This is a genomic window from Citrobacter sp. Cm038 (genome assembly GCF_030333105.1).
GTDB classification, from domain to species: Bacteria; Pseudomonadota; Gammaproteobacteria; order Enterobacterales; family Enterobacteriaceae; genus Citrobacter; species Citrobacter murliniae.
Map to the genome: position 1 here is coordinate 465,799 of NZ_JAOWGO010000018.1, position 19,469 is coordinate 485,267.

21 protein-coding genes and 1 pseudogene are annotated in these 19,469 nt (G+C 51.4%); 16 read left to right on the forward strand and 6 right to left on the reverse strand.

Going from position 1 to position 19,469, the window contains the following annotated elements; translation table 11 throughout:
• The first annotated feature begins 269 nt into the window (after positions 1-269).
• Positions 270-677, forward strand: a complete 408-nt coding sequence (locus OGY01_RS11055) for an OsmC family protein (protein WP_045448374.1) — start codon at positions 270-272, stop codon at positions 675-677.
• An 87-nt stretch (positions 678-764) separates the two neighbouring features.
• Here the strand turns inward: OGY01_RS11055 and OGY01_RS11060 are convergent, their stop codons facing one another.
• From OGY01_RS11060 to OGY01_RS11075, 4 genes and pseudogenes are all read right to left on the reverse strand, one after another.
• Positions 765-1,634: a phosphoribulokinase gene (locus OGY01_RS11060; protein WP_045448372.1), complete on the reverse strand. Its 870-nt coding sequence runs from the start codon at positions 1,632-1,634 to the stop codon at positions 765-767.
• A gap of 54 nt (positions 1,635-1,688) precedes the next feature.
• A complete protein-coding gene (locus OGY01_RS11065; protein ID WP_045448370.1) occupies positions 1,689-1,907 on the reverse strand; it encodes a YheU family protein in 219 nt (72 codons plus the stop codon).
• Positions 1,904-2,972, reverse strand: a pseudogene (locus OGY01_RS11070) (hydrolase). The gene OGY01_RS11065 and the pseudogene OGY01_RS11070 overlap by 4 nt, the downstream one beginning before the upstream one ends.
• 35 nt (positions 2,973-3,007) lie before the next feature.
• The gene (locus OGY01_RS11075) at positions 3,008-3,727 is read right to left on the reverse strand and encodes an NUDIX hydrolase (protein ID WP_045449811.1); all 720 of its coding nucleotides are present in this window, start codon (positions 3,725-3,727) and stop codon (positions 3,008-3,010) included.
• A gap of 189 nt (positions 3,728-3,916) precedes the next feature.
• Here OGY01_RS11075 and prs point away from each other — a divergent pair, with 189 nt between their 5' ends.
• Both prs and OGY01_RS11085 read left to right on the forward strand, forming a co-directional pair.
• Positions 3,917-4,777 carry a ribose-phosphate diphosphokinase gene (gene prs, locus OGY01_RS11080; protein ID WP_286493108.1) on the forward strand — a complete coding sequence of 287 codons (861 nt, stop codon included), beginning with the start codon at positions 3,917-3,919 and terminating at the stop codon, positions 4,775-4,777.
• Between the two features lie 14 nt (positions 4,778-4,791).
• The gene (locus OGY01_RS11085; RefSeq protein WP_286493109.1) at positions 4,792-6,282 is read left to right on the forward strand and encodes a nicotinate phosphoribosyltransferase; all 1,491 of its coding nucleotides are present in this window, start codon (positions 4,792-4,794) and stop codon (positions 6,280-6,282) included.
• A 70-nt stretch (positions 6,283-6,352) separates the two neighbouring features.
• Here OGY01_RS11085 and OGY01_RS11090 read toward each other — a convergent pair whose 3' ends face one another.
• Complete coding sequence (locus OGY01_RS11090; RefSeq protein ID WP_045448362.1) at positions 6,353-8,254, reverse strand: ABC transporter ATP-binding protein; 1,902 nt, start codon at positions 8,252-8,254, stop codon at positions 6,353-6,355.
• 132 nt (positions 8,255-8,386) lie between these two features.
• Here OGY01_RS11090 and kefG point away from each other — a divergent pair, with 132 nt between their 5' ends.
• From kefG to slyD, 4 genes are all read left to right on the forward strand, one after another.
• Complete coding sequence (gene kefG / locus OGY01_RS11095; RefSeq protein WP_225761600.1) at positions 8,387-8,938, forward strand: glutathione-regulated potassium-efflux system ancillary protein KefG; 552 nt, start codon at positions 8,387-8,389, stop codon at positions 8,936-8,938.
• A complete protein-coding gene (gene kefB, locus OGY01_RS11100; RefSeq protein ID WP_045448360.1) occupies positions 8,938-10,743 on the forward strand; it encodes a glutathione-regulated potassium-efflux system protein KefB in 1,806 nt (601 codons plus the stop codon). Before kefG ends, kefB begins: the two co-directional genes overlap by 1 nt.
• A 9-nt stretch (positions 10,744-10,752) precedes the next feature.
• A complete protein-coding gene (locus tag OGY01_RS11105; RefSeq protein WP_005121675.1) occupies positions 10,753-10,953 on the forward strand; it encodes a YheV family putative zinc ribbon protein in 201 nt (66 codons plus the stop codon).
• A 94-nt stretch (positions 10,954-11,047) separates the two neighbouring features.
• Positions 11,048-11,644: a peptidylprolyl isomerase gene (gene slyD, locus OGY01_RS11110; RefSeq protein ID WP_045448357.1), complete on the forward strand. Its 597-nt coding sequence runs from the start codon at positions 11,048-11,050 to the stop codon at positions 11,642-11,644.
• A gap of 134 nt (positions 11,645-11,778) precedes the next feature.
• Here slyD and OGY01_RS11115 read toward each other — a convergent pair whose 3' ends face one another.
• Entirely contained in the window at positions 11,779-11,997 is a 219-nt protein-coding gene (locus OGY01_RS11115; protein ID WP_003023639.1) for a protein SlyX, read from the reverse strand.
• A 231-nt stretch (positions 11,998-12,228) separates the two neighbouring features.
• On the opposite strand from OGY01_RS11115, the gene fkpA reads away from it, so the two are divergent.
• The 9 genes from fkpA to tuf all read left to right on the forward strand — a co-directional run.
• Positions 12,229-13,047: an FKBP-type peptidyl-prolyl cis-trans isomerase gene (gene fkpA / locus OGY01_RS11120; RefSeq protein ID WP_045448355.1), complete on the forward strand. Its 819-nt coding sequence runs from the start codon at positions 12,229-12,231 to the stop codon at positions 13,045-13,047.
• Positions 13,048-13,212: 165 nt separating this feature from the next.
• A complete protein-coding gene (locus tag OGY01_RS11125; protein WP_003023643.1) occupies positions 13,213-13,935 on the forward strand; it encodes a helix-turn-helix transcriptional regulator in 723 nt (240 codons plus the stop codon).
• Positions 13,935-14,321: a sulfurtransferase complex subunit TusD gene (gene tusD / locus OGY01_RS11130; RefSeq protein ID WP_200013188.1), complete on the forward strand. Its 387-nt coding sequence runs from the start codon at positions 13,935-13,937 to the stop codon at positions 14,319-14,321. Before OGY01_RS11125 ends, tusD begins: the two co-directional genes overlap by 1 nt.
• Positions 14,321-14,680 carry a sulfurtransferase complex subunit TusC gene (gene tusC, locus OGY01_RS11135; protein ID WP_200042273.1) on the forward strand — a complete coding sequence of 120 codons (360 nt, stop codon included), beginning with the start codon at positions 14,321-14,323 and terminating at the stop codon, positions 14,678-14,680. Before tusD ends, tusC begins: the two co-directional genes overlap by 1 nt.
• 7 nt (positions 14,681-14,687) lie before the next feature.
• On the forward strand, positions 14,688-14,975 hold the full coding sequence (tusB, locus tag OGY01_RS11140; protein ID WP_045448350.1) for a sulfurtransferase complex subunit TusB: 288 nt from the start codon (positions 14,688-14,690) through the stop codon (positions 14,973-14,975).
• A 125-nt stretch (positions 14,976-15,100) separates the two neighbouring features.
• Positions 15,101-15,475 (forward strand): 30S ribosomal protein S12, encoded by a 375-nt coding sequence (gene rpsL / locus OGY01_RS11145; protein ID WP_003023654.1) that lies wholly within the window; start codon positions 15,101-15,103, stop codon positions 15,473-15,475.
• A 95-nt stretch (positions 15,476-15,570) separates the two neighbouring features.
• Positions 15,571-16,041 (forward strand): 30S ribosomal protein S7, encoded by a 471-nt coding sequence (gene rpsG / locus OGY01_RS11150; RefSeq protein WP_003023657.1) that lies wholly within the window; start codon positions 15,571-15,573, stop codon positions 16,039-16,041.
• 96 nt (positions 16,042-16,137) lie between these two features.
• Positions 16,138-18,252, forward strand: coding sequence for an elongation factor G (gene fusA / locus OGY01_RS11155; protein WP_045448338.1), 2,115 nt, complete (start codon positions 16,138-16,140; stop codon positions 18,250-18,252).
• A gap of 69 nt (positions 18,253-18,321) precedes the next feature.
• A partial coding sequence (tuf, locus tag OGY01_RS11160; RefSeq protein WP_286492302.1) for an elongation factor Tu occupies positions 18,322-19,469 on the forward strand: 1,148 nt, incomplete at its 3' end.

A 19,469-nucleotide genomic window follows, 5' to 3' on the forward strand; every position in this document is an offset into this window, starting at 1 on the left:
AAACGACGCTGCCTCTGGGGTTGCAAAAATGTGCTTCCCGCTACCTGGGAAGGGGGCTGCTAAAAAGTGCACTGCAGCCTGTAATGTGATGTCCTCTGCATACATGCAGTACGTCATTGTATTACTGTAGCATCCCGACTGTTTTAGCATAGCTTTCGCCGTGTGTCTCCTGGTGTCTCGCTTCAGCATGACGCAGGTCGCCTTCCGTTGCGAGAATTGTTATGTGCGCGTAATCTGTCAGGAAAATTGAAACATTGGAGTTACGAAATATGCAAGCGCGTGTAAAGTGGGTTGAGGGGTTAACCTTCCTTGGTGAGTCCGCCTCTGGCCACCAAATTCTGATGGACGGTAACTCCGGTGATAAAGCGCCGAGCCCGATGGAAATGGTGTTAATGGCTGCGGGTGGTTGCAGCGCAATTGATGTGGTGTCGATCCTGCAAAAGGGTCGCCAGGATGTGACCAACTGTGAAGTGAAACTCACCTCTGAACGTCGTGAAGAAGCACCGCGTCTTTTTACCCATATCAATCTGCATTTCATTGTCACCGGCCATGACCTGAAAGATGCCTCCGTGTCCCGCGCGGTAGATCTTTCGGCTGAGAAATATTGCTCCGTGGCGTTGATGCTGGAAAAAGCGGTGAATATCACCCATTCCTATGAAGTGATTGCTGCTTCGTAATGCACGCCTGATGGCGTCATACTTATCAGGCCTGCATGATGTAAACCCGTAGGCCGGATAAGGCATCAGCCGCCATCCGGCAACACTTCACTCGATCCTCTTTCCTTCCATCAGTCGTTGCACTAACGGCAGCATGATCAATTCCATTGCCAGCCCCATCTTGCCACCCGGTACGACTAACGTATTGATGTGGGAGATGAATGAACCCTGCAGCATCGCCAGCAACCAGGGATAATCGATCCCTTCCAGGTTGCGGAAATGAATCACCACAAAGCTCTCATCCAGTGACGGAATACTCTTGGCCGCAAAGGGATTGGAGGTGTCGACAGTTGGCACACGCTGGAAGTTAATATGCGTGCGGGAAAACTGTGGAGTGATGTAATTGATGTAGTCGTCCATTGAACGCACGACCGAGTCCATCACCGCTTCACGTGAGTGTCCGCGCTCGCTGGTATCACGGGTCAGTTTCTGAATCCATTCCAGGTTGACGATTGGCACAACGCCAACCAGCAGGTCGACATGTCGCGCCACATTTTGTTGCGGAGTGACGACACCGCCGTGCAGTCCTTCGTAGAACAGAACGTCAGTCGGCTCAGGTAGTGGTTGCCAGGGGGTAAACGTACCTGGAACCTGGTTCCACGGAACGGCTTCGTCGTAAGTGTGCAGATATTTACGCGACTGGCCTTTTCCTGCCTGACCATACTCAATGAAGGTTTGTTCTAACAGGCCGAAGTCATTGGCTTCGGGGCCGAAATAGCTGATATGCCGTCCGGCATCGCGCGCTTTGCGGATCGCCATGTCCATTTCCGGGCGGGTATAGCGATGAAAACTGTCACCTTCCACCTCGGCAGCACGCAGATTTAACTGCGCGAAAATTTTACGAAACGCGAGGCTGGTGGTGGTCGTCCCCGCGCCGCTGGATCCTGTTACCGCAATCACCGGATGTTTGGCAGACATAACAACTCCATAAATAGGTTGGTTTTTTTATTATAGTCAGCCGTCGGCAGCGGATTACTCGTGAAGCTGTTTCCTTGGCATAATGTTGACCGTTTCATGCAGTTCGGACCACACCAGCACGGCTTCACCAGATTGTAGTTGGCGTTTGACGTCGGCGACTTTTTGTTCGAGCGAGCGTTCATGTTCACCATAATCGGTGCCTTCGCGCAAGACAAAGCTTTCAATCAGGTTGTCCAGTGCTTCCGGGGAGATATCCTGCCACGGGATCATCATGATGACGCCTCCAGGTATGTTGTCAGCCAGTCTGGGATACGGGATTCCAGCCACATCTCAGGATGGTGCAATGTGCCACCAATAAATCCGACGTGTCCGCCGTGTTCGGTTAACTGATATTCCACCTGCGATGGCAGGTTTTCCGGTTTGGGGATCACATGATGATCCATAAAAGGATCGTCTTTGGCATGAATAATCAGCGTCGGTTTGGCGATCTGATTCAATAACGGCATGGCACTACACTGACGATAATAGTCTATAGCATCGGCAAAACCGTGGATTTTGGCGGTGATGAGATCGTCAAAATCGCGAATGCGGCGCAGGGATTTCAGTTGCGCCAGACTGACCGGCAGTGAGCCTGGATAGGCTTCGAGTTTACGTGAGGCATTGGCTTTTAAAAGATTGAGCAGATAGCGCTGATAGACCCGGGAGAAACCTTTCTCCATATGGTAGCTACAGGCTTCGAGCACGAAAGGTGCGGATACGATAACCGCCGCATCTATCGGAATGTCTCGCCCTTCTTTTGCCAGCAGGCATGCCAGCATATTGCCGCCGAGCGAATAACCTACCGCCGCAGTTGGTACGCGGCCGTATTCACGTTCCAGCCAGTGTAAAAACCAGGTGCCGTCTTCGGTTTCGCCGGAGTGATAAATTCGGTTCAGGCGATTCGGTTCTCCGCTACAGCCGCGAAAGTGCATCACCACACCCAGCCAGCCGCGCTTTTGCGCTGCTTCAATCAGTCCATGAGCATATGGACTATTCAGGCTACCTTCCAGGCCGTGAAAAACCACCAGACGCGGTTTATGTTTTGCCTGCTGTGGATCTTCACTCCAGGCCAGATCGACAAAGTCGCCATCAGGTAACTCGAGCCGCTGCCAGTGGGCGTCGAACTTCACTTTACGGCGAATCAAACGCGGTAGCATCGTCTGTAGATGGCGATTACGGATCCCGCGCATCGGACGGAATTCTCGTGAATCGTCGGCGGATGGGGTCATTTCTGTAGGAGTGATTTCAACCATAACACCAGAGCAATCAATAAACGGAATGAGCAACTATACCGCGCAGAAGGCCTGCGGGTTAGTCAATATGTAAGTTTACGCTTAGTCAGTCAGTAGGTTACGCGAGAAAAGATGGATATCCACGCCGGGTTTACGCCGCCATAAACGGGCTTTTCGCGTGCCTGTCGCCATACTTTCACCGGTATCTTCAAACATACCTGATGCTTCAAAGCGGCGGATCAGACTTTTACGCTGAATGGACTGGCCAAGGATTACCTCAGTGGCTTCCTGGAGCTGACCATGAGTAAAGGTATCCGGTAAACAGTAAACGGGCAGTAAAGAATACATCGTTTTTTGCCGTAGCCGATGCAGGGCCGCCTCAATGATTTTCTGGTGGTCAAATGCGAGTGGATAGTCGGCAAGTTTATCAACAGGAACCCAACGGGCATCACTGACGCTGGCAATGTGCGGCTCACAGTCTACCCAGGCGATCAAGGCGAACCAGGTGACGGTCAGGCTCCAGCCGCGCGGATCACGATCTGGTCCGGAAAACGTATCCAGTTGTTCCAACCAGGAAGGAGAAACACCTGTTTTTTCAGTGAGTTTACGCATTGCCGTGGCACGGGTGGAATCATCGTGGGCCATATCAATGAAGCCACCGGGTAATCCCCAGCACCCCTTTTGTGGCTGGTTTGCCCGTTCTACCAGCAACACACACAGCGCCTGTTGATGCAGGGTAAACAACACACTATCCACTGTCACCAAAGGGGAGGGAAAGCGGCGGGCATCATACTGATTCAGATAGTCAGCTTCGGTGGTCATAAGGTACTCACGATGATTTGCAACGCTCACAAGTGTACCAGCCCAACCATGGGGGGCAAGTTTCGTTTTTTCTTGTTACTTATCAGTTGATTATCACCATGGTGAAGATTAATGCATATTATGCTTGCTTTAAATATGTCTTAAGGACATTATTAATTATGTCTAAGGGACACGATTAAGGAGAGAGCGATGAGCGTAAAATTGACATTAACCCTGGATGAGCAGGTGTACGCAATTGCCAGCGGTGTTTTTCCTGACGGGGCCGCCTGGTTGAAAGTAACCGATGCGTTGCCATCCTCTGCTCGTCTGATGCGCATTCGGGCGATGGCAATGCGTGATATGAACGACTTTATGCTGGTGGCGCAACTAGTGGAAGCGGTTCGCCACCAAACCGATGTACTGGTCAGTCACCTCGAACTCCCCTGGCTGCCATGGGCGCGCCAGGACCGACATATGGTCGCGGGTGACAGCTTTGCGCTGAAAGTCTTTGCCAGTCAGCTCAATACACTGAAGTTTGACAAGGTAAAAGTGCTCGACCCACACAGCGAAGCCGCGGCAGCGGCAATAGATAACTTTGTGGCTATTTCGCAGGAGACCTGTCTGCAACAAAGCGCGACCCTGCAGCGCCAGTTTCAACAAAAAACGTTGATGCTGGTTGCACCAGATGCCGGGTCGTTGAAGAAAATTGATGCTGTCGCCAGAGCGGTAGGTGTCTCTGAATATGCCATTCTGAGCAAAAAACGTGATGTGGCAACTGGCAATCTGACCGGGTTTGCACTGGTTGCGGGGAATGTTAAGGGCAGAGATCTGCTGATTGTTGACGACCTGTGTGATGCCGGTGGCACCTTTATTGGATCAGCTCAGGTTTTACGTGATGCCGGAGCCCGCAGCGTTAGCCTGTATGTCACCCACGGTATCTTTTCTAAGGGTGTTGAGCACTTGTTCGCCAACGGCATTGATGCCATCTACACCACAACCTCTTTAGCTGCATCTGCGCTGGCACATCCGCAGCTTGAACTTATCGATATTGACGCGATTTACCGCGCCTGAGGGAGATAATTATTATGAAAATGAACCCTATTCTGGCCATCGACGGCTACAAAGTTTCTCACCGCGTACAGTATCCGCAAGGAACCAGCCGGGTCTATTCCAACTTTACGCCACGCAGCGATCGCTTTTTTTCGTCACCACTGCTGGATGGCAAGTTGGTGTTCTTCGGTCTGCAGGGATTTCTGCAGTGGTTTCTGATCGACCTGTTTAACGAGGCGTTCTTTGCTCGAGCGCAGGAAGAGGTGGTAAAGGAATACAAGCAGGTAATGGACAGCTATCTTGGAAAAGATGCTGTAGCGGTTGACCACATTCGCGCGCTGCACCAGTTGGGTTATTTGCCACTGCATATCAAGGCGCTGGATGAAGGTAGCAAAGTTCCGATGGCGGTGCCGGTATTAACCATCATCAATACCAAACCTGAGTTTTTCTGGCTGGTGAATTACCTTGAGACTGTGTTGTCGGCGGAGCTGTGGAAAGCGTCAACTAACGCTACTATTGCTCACCACTATCGCAAAATCTGCGAACGTTGGGCGGAGAAAACCTGTAGCGATCAGACACATCTCGATTTCCAGTGTCATGATTTTTCATTTCGAGGCATGTCTGGTTTGCAGGATACCATGCAGGCAGGAAGCGGGCATTTGCTGAGTTTTAAAGGTACTGACAGCATCCCATCGTTGCTCTATGCCCGTGATTATTACACTGACGGCGAAGGATATTTTATCGGCGCCAGTATTCCCGCAACTGAGCACAGCGTAATGTGTATGGGGGAGCGCGAACATGAGATTGAAACTTTTCGTCGCCTGATTGCTGATCTCTACCCGCAGGGATTTGTGTCGATAGTCTCAGATACCTGGGACTACTGGCAGGTGTTGACGGAATATACCCTTGAACTAAAGCACATCATTTTGGCGCGTGAGGGCCGGGTAGTATTCCGCCCGGACAGCGGTAATCCGGTAGATATTCTGTGCGGCACCGGCGCGGATGAAGATTCTCGTGCCGATCGTACCCCGCAGGAGAAAGGCTCAGTGGAAGTGCTGTGGGAAATTTTTGGCGGCACGATTAACTCCAAAGGGTATAAGGTGCTCGACCCACATGTCGGGTTGATCTATGGCGATTCCATTACCCTTGAGCGGGCGAATGAAATCCTGCGTCGCCTGGAAGCAAAAGGATTTGCCAGTTCAAACGTGGTATTTGGGGTTGGTTCATTCACTTACCAGTACAGCACGCGTGATACATTTGGTTTCGCGATGAAAGCAACATGGGGGGAGGTTGACGGTAAAGGACGGACGATCTTTAAAGAGCCGAAAACCGACAATGGCCTGAAACGTTCAGCCCGGGGACTGCTGCGCGTCGCGCGTGATGATCAAGGTGAGCTATGCCTGCATGATGAACAAAACTGGGGACAGGAGATGGAAGGAGAGTTGAAAACGCGCTTTCTTGACGGCAAGCTTTTCAATCGTGAACATTTCGAACAAATTCGCCAGCGTCTGGCGACGCAACGCTAACTTACATCCTCCCATTAATCTGTCGCTAGGCCGGATAAGACGCTTTCGCGCCTTTATCCGGCAATCAAGACTACTCGGCAAGCATTTGCTCAAGCTGTTCCTGCGCGTCCAGCCAGGCCATTTCGCACTCTTCCAGCCCGGATTTTGCGCTCGCCTGTTGTTGCAGGCATGCCGTTAGTTCAGCTTTGCGACTTTGGTCGTACAGTTCGCTGTCGCCAAGCTTCTCTTCCGCCTGTGCCAGTTGTGCGTGTAGCTTTTCCATCTCTTTTTCCAGACGGGTTATCTCTTTACGCAGTGGTTGCGTCAGGGTTCGCAGCTCTGCTTCGCGGCGCTTCTGGTCTTTACGCGCCTGGGCGCTGTTGACACTCTCTTTCGCCGGTTCGTCGCTCTGGTTTTCCTGCTTTTGTACGTCGCTTAGCCACTGCTGATAATCTTCCAGATCGCCATCAAACGGCTCGACCTTCTTGTCGTGTACCAGATAGAGGTCGTCGGTAGTGGAGCGAATCAGGTGACGGTCGTGCGAAACCACAACCAGTGCGCCTTCGAAATCAATTAATGCTTCGGTCAGCGCCTGACGCATGTCGAGATCCAGGTGGTTAGTCGGCTCATCGAGCAGCAACAGGTTCGGGCGTTGCCAGACGATCAGCGCCAGCACCAGACGCGCTTTTTCACCGCCGGAGAAGCGCGCGGTCTGTTCGGTAACTTTATCTCCCTGGAAGCCGAATCCGCCGAGGTAATCGCGTAGTTTCTGTTCCAGCTCTTGCGGCGCCATGCGTGCCAGATGCTGAATAGGGGATTCATCAGCCCGCAGGAACTCCAATTGATGCTGAGCGAAATAGCCGAGCTTAATACCCTTCGCCAGACCGATTTCACCACTGATCGGCGCCAGTTCTCCCGCCAGCAGTTTAATCAGCGTTGATTTACCCGCACCGTTACGTCCTAACAGGCCGATACGTGACCCCGGAACCAGGTTCAGTTTGATGGAGTCTAGGATGACGCGATCGCCATAGCCTGCGCTGACTTTTTCCATTTTCAGCAATGGATTGGGCAGGCTTTCCGGCGCGCGGAAACTGAAATGGAACGGGTTATCGACATGAGCCGGAGCGATGAGCTCCATGCGTTCCAGCATTTTAATACGGCTCTGTGCCTGCTTTGCTTTAGTTGCTTTGGCGCGGAAGCGATCGATGTAGCTTTGCAGATGCGCCACGCGCTCCTGCTGGCTTTCGTACATCGCCTGCTGTTGTGCGAGACGCGTAGCGCGCTGAATTTCAAACGCGCTGTAGTTACCGGTGTACTCGAACATCGTCTGTTGTTCGATATGAATAATTTTATCTACCACCGGATCGAGGAAATCACGGTCATGAGAGATCAGGATCAGCGTGCCCTGATAGCTTTTCAGCCACCGTTCCAGCCAGATTACCGCGTCGAGATCGAGGTGGTTGGTCGGTTCATCAAGCAGCAGAAGATCTGAACGGCAAATCAGTGCCTGAGCAAGGTTGAGGCGCATACGCCATCCGCCGGAGAAATCGCTGACCGGACGTTCAAGCTGCTCATTCGAAAAACCGAGGCCGTGTAACAGGCTGGCGGCACGCGAGCGAACCGTCCATGCATCAATAGCGTCCAGTTTGCCGTGCACGGTCGCAATGGCGTTTCCATCGTTACGTTCGTTGGCATCGTTCAACTGTGCTTCCAGCTGACGATATTCGCGGTCACCGTCAATCACGTACTCCAGCGCAGGCTGAGGAAGTGCTGGTGTTTCCTGGTTCACCCAAGCGAGCTGCCAGTTACCAGGGAACGTAAATCCCCCGGCGTCGGCGCTGATTTCATTTTTCAGCAATGCCAGCAGGGTAGATTTACCGCAGCCATTTTTACCGACCAGACCAACCTTCTGCCCTGGATTAATGGTGGCCGTGGCATTGTCCAGTAAGACGCGCACGCCGCGACGAATTTGTAACGAGGAGAAAACAATCATAAGGCGCCGTATGTTCAGACTATGTTAATTTATCATTATGATAATGTAATGTGCGGGCGCTTTGCCGCACCGAGGCGCAATGGTAGCCCAAAACGTCGAAAATAGACAAAAGACATAACCGGGAGGGGAATGATGTTCCAGCCAGCGAAAGTTTTGCTGCTGTATGCCCATCCGGAATCTCAGGACTCGGTCGCGAACCGGGTTCTGCTTAAACCGGCCATGCAGCTCAGTAATGTTACCGTGCACGATCTTTACGCACACTATCCCGATTTTTTTATCGATATTCCGCGCGAGCAGGAACTACTGCGTGAGCATGATGTGATTGTTTTCCAGCATCCGCTATACACCTATAGCTGTCCGGCCCTGTTAAAGGAATGGCTTGACCGTGTTCTCAGCCGTGGATTCGCCAGCGGTCCGGGTGGAAATCAACTGGCGGGAAAGTACTGGCGGAGTGTCATCACTACCGGTGAGCCGGAAAGTGCTTACCGTTATGATGCGCTGAACCGCTATCCGATGAGCGATGTGCTGCGCCCTTTTGAGTTGACGGCCGGAATGTGCCGGATGCACTGGATGAGCCCTATTATCGTTTACTGGGCCAGGCGGCAGACAAAGCAGGAGCTGGACAGTCATGCTAAAGCGTATGGCGACTGGCTGGCAAATCCGATTCCTTCGGGAGGCCGCTGATGGAAGGTTCTGATTTATTACTGGCGGGAGTGTTATTCCTCTTCGCGGCGGTAGCTGCGGTGCCGTTGGCATCGCGGCTGGGCATTGGCCCTGTTTTGGGGTATTTGCTGGCGGGGATCGCTATTGGTCCGTGGGGACTAGGGTTCATCAGCGATGTGGATGAAATCCTCCACTTCTCTGAATTGGGTGTGGTTTTTCTGATGTTTATTATTGGGCTGGAGCTTAACCCTTCCAAGCTATGGCAGTTGCGACGCTCAATATTTGGCGTCGGCGCAGCTCAAGTGATGCTCAGCGCAGTGGTTCTGGCTGGCCTGCTGATGCTCACGAATTTCTCCTGGCAGGCGGCAGTAGTGGGCGGAATCGGGTTGGCGATGTCCTCAACGGCGATGGCGCTGCAGCTGATGCGGGAAAAGGGGATGAACCGCAGCGAATCCGGGCAACTGGGTTTTTCGGTATTACTATTTCAGGATCTGGCGGTGATCCCCGCGCTGGCGTTGGTTCCGCTGTTAGCCGGTTCTGCTGACGAACATTTTGACTGGATCAAAGTAGGAATGAAGGTGCTGGCCTTTGCTGGCATGTTGATTGGTGGGCGTTATCTGCTCCGTCCCGTTTTTCGCTTTATCGCGGATTCCGGTGTACGGGAGGTATTTACCGCAGCCACGCTGCTCCTGGTACTGGGTTCTGCTTTATTCATGGATGCATTGGGGTTGTCGATGGCCCTTGGAACTTTTATCGCGGGCGTGCTGCTGGCGGAAAGCGAATATCGACATGAGCTGGAAACGGCAATTGATCCTTTTAAAGGTCTGTTGCTTGGTTTGTTCTTCATATCTGTGGGGATGTCGCTAAATCTTGGCGTTCTGTATACCCACATTCTGTGGGTGGTCGCGAGCGTTATTGTGCTGGTAGTTGTTAAGACGCTGGTGCTGTATCTATTGGCGCGACTGAATGGGATGAGAAGCTCGGAGCGTATGCAGTTTGCCGGTGTGTTAAGCCAGGGGGGAGAATTTGCCTTCGTCCTTTTTTCAACGGCATCATCACAACGACTGTTTCAGGGCGATCAAATGGCGCTGCTGCTGGTGACCGTCACATTGTCGATGATGACGACACCGTTGTTGATGAAGCTGATTGATAAATGGCTCTCCCGCCAGATTAACGGCCCGGATGATGAAGATGAAAAACCTTGGGTGGAAGATGATAAACCGCAGGTGATTGTGGTGGGGTTTGGGCGCTTTGGGCAGGTAATAGGCCGTTTGCTGATGGCGAATAAAATGCGTATTACCGTGCTGGAACGCGATATCAGCGCGGTTAATCTGATGCGTAAATATGGCTATAAAGTTTATTACGGCGATGCGACACAAGTAGAACTTTTACGTTCCGCTGGTGCTGAAGCGGCGGAGTCGATAGTGATCACCTGTAACGAGCCTGAAGATACGATGAAGCTGGTGGAACTGTGTCAGCAGCATTTTCCGCATTTGCATATTCTTGCGCGAGCGCGCGGACGCGTGGAAGCACATGAGTTATTACAAGCTGGTGTAACGCAGTTTTCCCGCGAAACCTTTTCGAGTGCGCTGGAATTGGGACGTAAGACTCTGGTTTCATTGGGTATGCATCCGCATCAGGCCCAACGTGCTCAGCTGCATTTCCGGCGGCTGGACATGCGTATGCTACGGGAGTTGATCCCGATACATACCGATACGGTACAAATCTCTCGTGCCAGAGAAGCCCGGCGCGAACTGGAGGAAATTTTCCATCGAGAGATGCAGCAAGAGCGACGACAGCTGGATGGCTGGGATGAATTTGAGTAGGGGATAACCATGGCAATTCGTAAACGTTTTATTGCAGGTGCAAAATGTCCGTCCTGCCAGGCGCAGGACTCGCTGGCGATGTGGCGCGAAAATAATATCGATATTGTTGAGTGTGTTAAGTGTGGCCATCAGATGCGGGAAGCCGATAAAGAAGCACGCGAGCACGTTCGCAAAGAAGAACAAGTGATAGGGATTTTTCATCCGGACTAGCGATATGGCGCAGCTTTTTTTAAGCTAGAGGGTACACGGGTGCAGAATTCCGCTACAATCTGCGCCACTATTCTTTCCATGCTCAGGAGATATCATGAAAGTAGCAAAGGACCTGGTGGTCAGCCTGGCCTATCAGGTACGTACAGAAGACGGTGTGTTGGTTGATGAGTCTCCGGTGAGTGCACCGCTGGACTACCTGCATGGTCACGGTTCCCTGATCTCTGGTCTGGAAACAGCGCTGGACGGTCATGAAGTTGGCGATAAATTCGATGTTGCTGTAGGCGCAAACGACGCTTATGGTCAGTATGACGAAAACCTGGTGCAGCGCGTTCCTAAAGATGTATTTATGGGCGTTGATGAACTGCAGGTTGGCATGCGCTTCCTGGCTGAAACCGACCAGGGACCTGTACCGGTAGAAATTACCGAAGTGGAAGACGACCACGTAGTGGTTGACGGTAACCACATGCTGGCTGGCCAAAACCTGAAATTCAACGTTGAAGTTGTTGCGATCCGCGAAGCAACCGAAGAAGAACTGGCTCACGGTCACGTTCACGGTGCGCACGGTCATGACCACGATCACGACCACGACGGTTGCTGCGGCGGTCATGGCCACGACCATGGGCACGAGCACGGCGGCGAAGGTTGCTGCGGCGGTGGCGGTAAAGGTAATGGCGGCTGCGGTTGCCACTAATACCCTTAGTCTTTCAACCCACAGCGGTATTGGCTGTGATTTGAAATCCTTTGGGTATATATGAGTAGGCCGGATAAGATGTTTACGTCGCTATCCGGCACAAAAAAGCGGGAATTCCCCGCTTTTTTTATGTCTCAATAATGCGGCGGCGGTGTCTCTTCGGACTGCGACGCAATATGGGACGGCTGAGTTGCTTTGAGCTTCTCCGTCAGTAGACGCAGATGATCGCGCAGTTTGGCCATTTCCAGTTCGTGAGCAGTTACCGTCACATTAAGCTCTTCAATGGTTATTTCCTGAAATGCCAGGCGACTCTCCAGTTCAGCCAGCCGAGTTTCCATCGTTGTATCCTGCATGATTCACCTCTTCTGTTATTTCCGGCAGATCGCGGACTGCGGCGAATTCTACTCAACTTTGCCTGTTTGCACAGCACTCATTCCCGTGTGACGAAACTAATTTAAACAAAAAGAGTCTGAAATGTGGTGATAATAGGGCGTGTCCGTATGTTGATTTGTTCTACAACGCTTTATAGTACGTTTTTATGTTAGCTAACCCTGGGGTGAGATGCCCCGGCCCTGGAGAGATGGATGAAATCACTGTTTAAAGTAACGTTGCTGGCGACCACAATGGCCGTTGCTCTGCATGCCCCGATCACCTTCGCTGCTGATACTGCGAAACCAGCCGCTACCGCTGACAGCAAAGCAGCATTCAAGAATGACGACCAGAAAGCGGCTTACGCGCTGGGAGCATCCCTGGGGCGTTACATGGAAAACTCCCTGAAAGAGCAGGAGAAACTGGGCATCAAACTGGATAAAGATCAGCTGATTGCTGGCGTTCAGGATGCGTTTGCGGACAAGAGCAAATTGTCTGACCAGGAAATCGAACAAACTCTGCAGGCGTTTGAAGCGCGCGTGAAGACTTCCGCCCAGGCGAAAATGGAAAAAGACGCGGCTGATAATGAAGCCAAGGGTAAAGCGTACCGTGAGAAGTTTGCCAAAGAGAAAGGTGTTAAAACCTCTTCTACTGGTCTGGTCTACAAAGTAGAGAAAGCCGGTACAGGTGAAGCACCGAAAGACAGCGATACCGTGGTTGTGAACTACAAAGGTACGCTGATTGATGGTAAAGAGTTTGATAACTCTTACACCCGTGGCGAGCCACTCTCTTTCCGTCTTGACGGTGTTATCCCGGGCTGGACAGAAGGCCTGAAAAACATCAAGAAAGGCGGTAAAATTCAGCTGGTTATTCCACCGGATCTGGCTTATGGCAAAACCGGCGTTCCGGGTATTCCGGCAAACTCTACGCTGGTCTTTGATGTTGAGCTGTTAGATATCAAACCGGCGCCGAAAGCGGATGCGAAGGCAGACGCTGCACCGGCAGATAAAGCTGCAGATGCCAGCAAAAAATAAGGTACCAAAAACCGCCGCCCACAGGGCGGCGGTTTTTTATTATCGACAGGATATAATTAATACTGGAAAGCGCCTTGTGCGCTGTATTACTTTAGATGCCCCTAATAGTGATGAGCCTGCCCTGACAACATAACGACAGGCTCCTGAAAAGGAGTGCTTTTTTTCATGTCCAGGTCGCTTTTAACCAACGAAACCAGTGAGCTAGATTTGCTGGATCAACGTCCTTTCGATCAAACCGACTTCGATATCCTTAAATCCTACGAAGCGGTAGTGGACGGGTTGGCGATGCTCATTGGTTCCCATTGTGAAATCGTATTGCACTCTTTGCAGGATTTGAAATGCTCGGCTATTCGCATCGCCAACGGTGAACACACGGGCCGAAAAATCGGCTCACCGATTACCGATCTTGCGTTGCGCATGCTGCATGATATGACGGGTGCGGATAGCAGCGTGTCGAAATGTTATTTCACACGTGCGAAAAGCGGTGTCTTGATGAAGTCGGTGACGATTGCCATTCGCAACCGTGAGCATCGCGTAATTGGTCTGCTGTGCATCAATATGAATCTTGATGTACCTTTCTCGCAAATAATGAATACCTTTATTCCGCCGGAAACCCCGGAAGTGGGCTCAGCCGTAAACTTTGCTTCATCAGTGGAAGATCTGGTGACACAGACGCTGGAATTCACGATTGAAGAAGTGAATGCCGATCGTAACGTATCTAACAATGCGAAGAATCGTCAGATCGTCCTGAATCTGTATGAGAAAGGCATCTTCGATATCAAAGATGCTATTAATCAGGTCGCTGACCGTCTGAACATCTCCAAACATACTGTTTACCTCTATATTCGCCAGTTCAAAAGTGGTGATTTCCAGGGGCAAGACAAGTAATGCGTTTTGCCATCATGGTGACAGGACCTGCCTATGGCACACAGCAGGCGAGCAGCGCGCTGCAATTTGCACATGCGTTGCTTGAGGAAGGGCATGAGTTAAGCCGTGTCTTTTTTTATCAGGAGGGGGTATATAACGCTAACCTTCTGACATCACCCGCTAGTGATGAATTTGATTTGGTGCGAGGCTGGCAGCAACTCAATCAACAATTTGGTGTAGAGCTTAATATTTGTGTGGCGGCGGCGTTGCGTCGTGGCGTTGTTGATGAGACCGAAGCGAAGAGGCTTGGGCTGACAAGTTCGAACTTACAATCAGGTTTTAACCTCAGTGGGCTTGGCTCGCTGGCCGAGGCATCCCTGACGTGCGATCGCGTGGTACAGTTTTAATGAAACGTGTTGCTTTTGTTTTTTCCACTGTGCCGCACGGCAGTGCATCAGGCCGCGAAGGTCTTGATGCATTACTGGCGACTTCAGCATTAACGGAAGACCTTGGTGTATTTTTTATTGGTGATGGCGTCTTCCAGATCCTGCAAGGACAAAAACCGGATGCTGTCCTCGCCCGTGATTATATCGCGACTTTTAAACTGCTGGGGCTGTACGATATAGAGCAATGCTGGCTTTGCGCCGCCTCCCTGCGTGAGCGAGGGCTTGATCAGGGGGCCAGTTTTGTGGTCGATGCGACGGTTCTTGAACCCGATGATTTGCGCCGTGAGCTTGGCAACTATGATGTTATTTTGAGGTTTTGACATTCTCATGCTGCATACTTTACATCGCTCCGCGTGGCTTACTGATTTCTCCTCTCTTCTTCGTCTTGTTGGTGAAGACGATGAGCTTTTATTGCTCCAGGATGGCGTGACGGCGGCAATAGATGGTACCCGCTTCCTTGAAAGTCTGCAGAATGCCTCCATTAAGGTCTATGTACTGGAAGAAGACATTAAAGCTCGCGGGTTAGATGGTCAAATTTCAGACAGTGTCGTCAGGGTTGGCTATACTGACTTCGTCAGACTTACGGTGAAGCATCCCAACCAGATGGCCTGGTAATTGTGGGATCGTTGTATATTTCTTGACACCTTTTCGACACCGACCTAAAATTCTGCGTCCTCATATTGTATGAGGTCGTTTTATTACGTGTTTACGAAGCAAAAGCTAAAACCAGGAGCTATTTAATGGCAACAGTTAACCAGCTGGTACGCAAACCACGCGCACGCAAAGTTGCAAAGAGCAACGTGCCTGCGCTGGAAGCATGCCCGCAGAAACGTGGCGTATGTACTCGTGTATATACTACCACTCCTAAAAAACCGAACTCCGCACTGCGTAAAGTTTGCCGTGTTCGTTTGACTAACGGTTTTGAAGTGACTTCCTACATCGGTGGTGAAGGTCACAACCTGCAGGAGCACTCCGTGATCCTGATCCGTGGCGGTCGTGTAAAAGACCTTCCGGGTGTTCGTTACCACACCGTTCGTGGTGCGCTTGACTGCTCCGGCGTTAAAGACCGTAAGCAATCACGTTCCAAGTATGGCGTGAAACGTCCTAAGGCTTAATGGTTCTCCGTTAAGTAAGGCCAAACGTTTTATATTAATGTCAAACTAAACTCTTAGAGTTTTGGACAATCCTGAATTAACAACGGAGTATTTCCATGCCACGTCGTCGCGTCATTGGTCAGCGTAAAATTCTGCCGGATCCGAAGTTCGGATCAGAACTGCTGGCTAAATTTGTAAATATCCTGATGGTAGATGGTAAAAAATCTACTGCCGAAACAATCGTATACAGCGCGCTGGAGACCCTGGCTCAGCGTTCTGGTAAAAATGAACTGGAAGCTTTCGAAGTAGCTCTCGAAAACGTGCGCCCGACTGTCGAAGTTAAGTCTCGCCGCGTTGGTGGTTCTACTTATCAGGTACCAGTTGAAGTCCGTCCGGTCCGTCGTAATGCCCTGGCAATGCGTTGGATCGTTGAAGCTGCTCGTAAACGCGGTGATAAATCCATGGCTCTGCGCCTGGCGAACGAACTTTCTGATGCTGCAGAAAACAAAGGTACTGCAGTTAAGAAACGTGAAGACGTTCACCGTATGGCAGAAGCCAACAAGGCGTTCGCACACTACCGTTGGTAATCCCTTCGGAGTATTAGTCACCAGGCGGGCGCTTCTTGTAAGCAGCCCGCTTTGGGCTACTTAAATTGAACGCCTAAAAGATAAACGAGGAATCAAATGGCTCGTACAACACCCATCGCGCGCTACCGTAACATCGGTATCAGTGCGCACATCGACGCCGGTAAAACCACTACTACCGAACGTATTCTGTTCTACACCGGTGTAAACCATAAAATCGGTGAAGTTCATGACGGCGCAGCCACCATGGACTGGATGGAACAGGAGCAGGAGCGTGGTATTACTATCACCTCCGCAGCGACTACTGCATTCTGGTCTGGTATGGCTAAGCAGTATGAACCGCATCGCGTAAACATCATCGACACCCCGGGGCACGTTGACTTCACTATCGAAGTAGAACGTTCCATGCGTGTGCTTGATGGTGCAGTAATGGTTTACTGCGCAGTTGGTGGTGTTCAGCCGCAGTCTGAAACCGTATGGCGTCAGGCTAACAAATATAAAGTTCCGCGCATTGCGTTCGTTAACAAAATGGACCGTATGGGCGCGAACTTCCTGAAAGTTGTTGGTCAGATCAAAACCCGTCTGGGCGCGAACCCTGTTCCGCTGCAGCTGGCAATTGGTGCTGAAGAAAACTTCACTGGTGTTGTTGACCTGGTGAAAATGAAAGCCATCAACTGGAACGAAGAAGATGCAGGCGTAACCTTCACTTATGAAGATATCCCGGCTGACATGCAGGAACTGGCTGAAGAATGGCACCAGAACCTGATCGAGTCCGCCGCGGAAGCTTCAGAAGAGCTGATGGAGAAATACCTGGGTGGTGAAGAACTGACTGAAGAAGAGATCAAGAAAGCTCTGCGTCAGCGCGTTCTGAACAACGAAATCATCCTGGTAACCTGTGGTTCTGCGTTTAAGAACAAAGGTGTTCAGGCGATGCTGGATGCGGTAATTGATTACCTGCCATCCCCGACTGATGTACCTGCGATCAACGGTATTCTGGACGACGGTAAAGATACTCCGGCTGAGCGTCACGCTAGCGATGAAGAGCCGTTTGCTGCTCTGGCATTCAAAATCGCTACCGACCCGTTCGTGGGTAACCTGACCTTCTTCCGCGTGTACTCTGGTGTGGTTAACTCCGGTGATACCATCCTGAACTCCGTGAAATCTGCACGTGAGCGTTTTGGCCGTATCGTTCAGATGCACGCCAACAAACGTGAAGAGATCAAAGAAGTTCGCGCGGGCGACATCGCTGCTGCGATCGGTCTGAAAGACGTGACCACTGGTGATACCCTGTGTGATCCAGATTCTCCGATCATTCTGGAGCGTATGGAATTCCCGGAACCGGTAATTTCCATCGCGGTAGAACCGAAAACCAAAGCTGACCAGGAAAAAATGGGTCTGGCTCTGGGCCGTCTGGCTAAAGAAGACCCGTCATTCCGCGTATGGACTGACGAAGAATCTAACCAGACTATTATCGCCGGTATGGGTGAGCTGCACCTCGACATCATCGTTGACCGCATGAAGCGTGAATTCAACGTTGAAGCGAACGTCGGTAAACCTCAGGTTGCTTACCGTGAAGCGATTCGCGCGAAAGTTACCGATATCGAAGGTAAACACGCTAAGCAGTCTGGTGGTCGCGGTCAGTATGGTCATGTTGTTATCGACATGTACCCGCTGGAGCCGGGTTCAAACCCGAAAGGCTACGAATTCATCAACGACATCAAAGGTGGTGTAATTCCTGGCGAATACATCCCGGCCGTTGATAAAGGCATCCAGGAACAGCTGAAATCTGGCCCGCTGGCTGGTTACCCGGTTGTTGATCTGGGCGTGCGTCTGCACTTCGGTTCTTACCATGACGTTGACTCCTCTGAGCTGGCGTTTAAACTGGCCGCTTCTATCGCCTTTAAAGATGGCTTTAAGAAAGCGAAACCAGTTCTGCTTGAGCCTATCATGAAGGTTGAAGTAGAGACTCCGGAAGAGAACACCGGTGACGTTATCGGTGACTTGAGCCGCCGTCGTGGTATGCTTCGTGGTCAGGAATCCAACGTCACTGGCGTTGTGATCCACGCTGAAGTTCCGCTGTCTGAAATGTTCGGATATGCAACCCAGCTGCGTTCTCTGACCAAAGGCCGTGCTTCTTACTCCATGGAGTTCCTGAAGTACGACGATGCGCCGAACAACGTTGCTCAGGCCGTTATTGAAGCCCGTGGTAAATAAGCCACAGGATTAAAACCTAAGTCCCGTGCTCTCTCCAAAGGGGAGAGCACTATAGTAAGGAATATAGCCGTGTCTAAAGAAAAATTTGAACGTACAAAACCGCACGTTAACGTCGGCACCATCGGCCACGTTGACCACGGTAAAACTACCCTGACCGCTGCAATCACCACCGTTCTGGCTAAAACCTACGGCGGTGCTGCTCGTGCTTTCGACCAGATCGATAACGCTCCGGAAGAAAAAGCTCGTGGTATCACCATCAACACTTCTCACGTTGAATATGACACCCCGACTCGCCACTACGCGCACGTAGACTGCCCGGGCCACGCCGACTATGTTAAAAACATGATCACCGGTGCTGCGCAGATGGACGGCGCGATCCTGGTTGTTGCTGCGACTGACGGCCCGATGCCGCAGACTCGTGAGCACATCCTGCTGGGTCGTCAGGTAGGCGTTCCGTACATCATCGTGTTCCTGAACAAATGCGACATGGTTGATGACGAAGAGCTGCTGGAACTGGTAGAAATGGAAGTTCGTGAACTTCTGTCTCAGTACGATTTCCCGGGCGACGACACTCCGATCGTTCGTGGTTCTGCTCTGAAAGCGCTGGAAGGCGAAGCAGAGTGGGAAGCGAAAATCATCGAACTGGCTGGCTTCCTGGATTCTTACATCCCGGAACCAGAGCGTGCGATTGACAAGCCGTTCCTGCTGCCTATCGAAGACGTATTCTCCATCTCCGGTCGTGGTACCGTTGTTACCGGTCGTGTAGAGCGCGGTATCATCAAAGTTGGTGAAGAAGTTGAAATCGTTGGTATCAAAGAGACTGCTAAGTCTACCTGTACTGGCGTTGAAATGTTCCGCAAACTGCTGGACGAAGGCCGTGCTGGTGAGAACGTTGGTGTTCTGCTGCGTGGTATCAAACGTGAAGAAATCGAACGTGGTCAGGTACTGGCTAAGCCGGGTTCAATCAAGCCGCACACCAAGTTCGAATCTGAAGTGTACATTCTGTCCAAAGACGAAGGCGGCCGTCATACTCCGTTCTTCAAAGGCTACCGTCCGCAGTTCTACTTCCGTACTACTGACGTGACTGGTACCATCGAACTGCCAGAAGGCGTAGAGATGGTAATGCCGGGCGACAACATCAAAATGGTTGTTACCCTGATCCACCCGATCGCGATGGACGACGGTCTGCGTTTCGCAATCCGTGAAGGCGGCCGTAC

Bases quoted from the DNA above. Each gene is read 5' to 3' on its own strand.
- OGY01_RS11055 (WP_045448374.1), top strand. From the start codon at position 270: ATGCAAGCGCGTGTAAAGTGGGTTGAGGGGTTAACCTTCCTTGGTGAG.
- OGY01_RS11075 (WP_045449811.1), bottom strand. From the start codon at position 3,727: ATGACCACCGAAGCTGACTATCTGAATCAGTATGATGCCCGCCGCTTT.
- fkpA (WP_045448355.1), top strand. From the start codon at position 12,229: ATGAAATCACTGTTTAAAGTAACGTTGCTGGCGACCACAATGGCCGTT.
- rpsL (WP_003023654.1), top strand. From the start codon at position 15,101: ATGGCAACAGTTAACCAGCTGGTACGCAAACCACGCGCACGCAAAGTT.
- OGY01_RS11115 (WP_003023639.1), bottom strand. From the start codon at position 11,997: ATGCAGGATACAACGATGGAAACTCGGCTGGCTGAACTGGAGAGTCGC.
- prs (WP_286493108.1), top strand. From the start codon at position 3,917: ATGAGCGTAAAATTGACATTAACCCTGGATGAGCAGGTGTACGCAATT.
- fusA (WP_045448338.1), top strand. From the start codon at position 16,138: ATGGCTCGTACAACACCCATCGCGCGCTACCGTAACATCGGTATCAGT.
- tusC (WP_200042273.1), top strand. From the start codon at position 14,321: ATGAAACGTGTTGCTTTTGTTTTTTCCACTGTGCCGCACGGCAGTGCA.
- kefB (WP_045448360.1), top strand. From the start codon at position 8,938: ATGGAAGGTTCTGATTTATTACTGGCGGGAGTGTTATTCCTCTTCGCG.
- OGY01_RS11105 (WP_005121675.1), top strand. From the start codon at position 10,753: ATGGCAATTCGTAAACGTTTTATTGCAGGTGCAAAATGTCCGTCCTGC.
- OGY01_RS11060 (WP_045448372.1), bottom strand. From the start codon at position 1,634: ATGTCTGCCAAACATCCGGTGATTGCGGTAACAGGATCCAGCGGCGCG.
- OGY01_RS11065 (WP_045448370.1), bottom strand. From the start codon at position 1,907: ATGATGATCCCGTGGCAGGATATCTCCCCGGAAGCACTGGACAACCTG.
- tusD (WP_200013188.1), top strand. From the start codon at position 13,935: ATGCGTTTTGCCATCATGGTGACAGGACCTGCCTATGGCACACAGCAG.
- OGY01_RS11125 (WP_003023643.1), top strand. From the start codon at position 13,213: ATGTCCAGGTCGCTTTTAACCAACGAAACCAGTGAGCTAGATTTGCTG.
- OGY01_RS11090 (WP_045448362.1), bottom strand. From the start codon at position 8,254: ATGATTGTTTTCTCCTCGTTACAAATTCGTCGCGGCGTGCGCGTCTTA.
- OGY01_RS11085 (WP_286493109.1), top strand. From the start codon at position 4,792: ATGAAAATGAACCCTATTCTGGCCATCGACGGCTACAAAGTTTCTCAC.
- tusB (WP_045448350.1), top strand. From the start codon at position 14,688: ATGCTGCATACTTTACATCGCTCCGCGTGGCTTACTGATTTCTCCTCT.
- rpsG (WP_003023657.1), top strand. From the start codon at position 15,571: ATGCCACGTCGTCGCGTCATTGGTCAGCGTAAAATTCTGCCGGATCCG.
- slyD (WP_045448357.1), top strand. From the start codon at position 11,048: ATGAAAGTAGCAAAGGACCTGGTGGTCAGCCTGGCCTATCAGGTACGT.
- kefG (WP_225761600.1), top strand. From the start codon at position 8,387: ATGTTCCAGCCAGCGAAAGTTTTGCTGCTGTATGCCCATCCGGAATCT.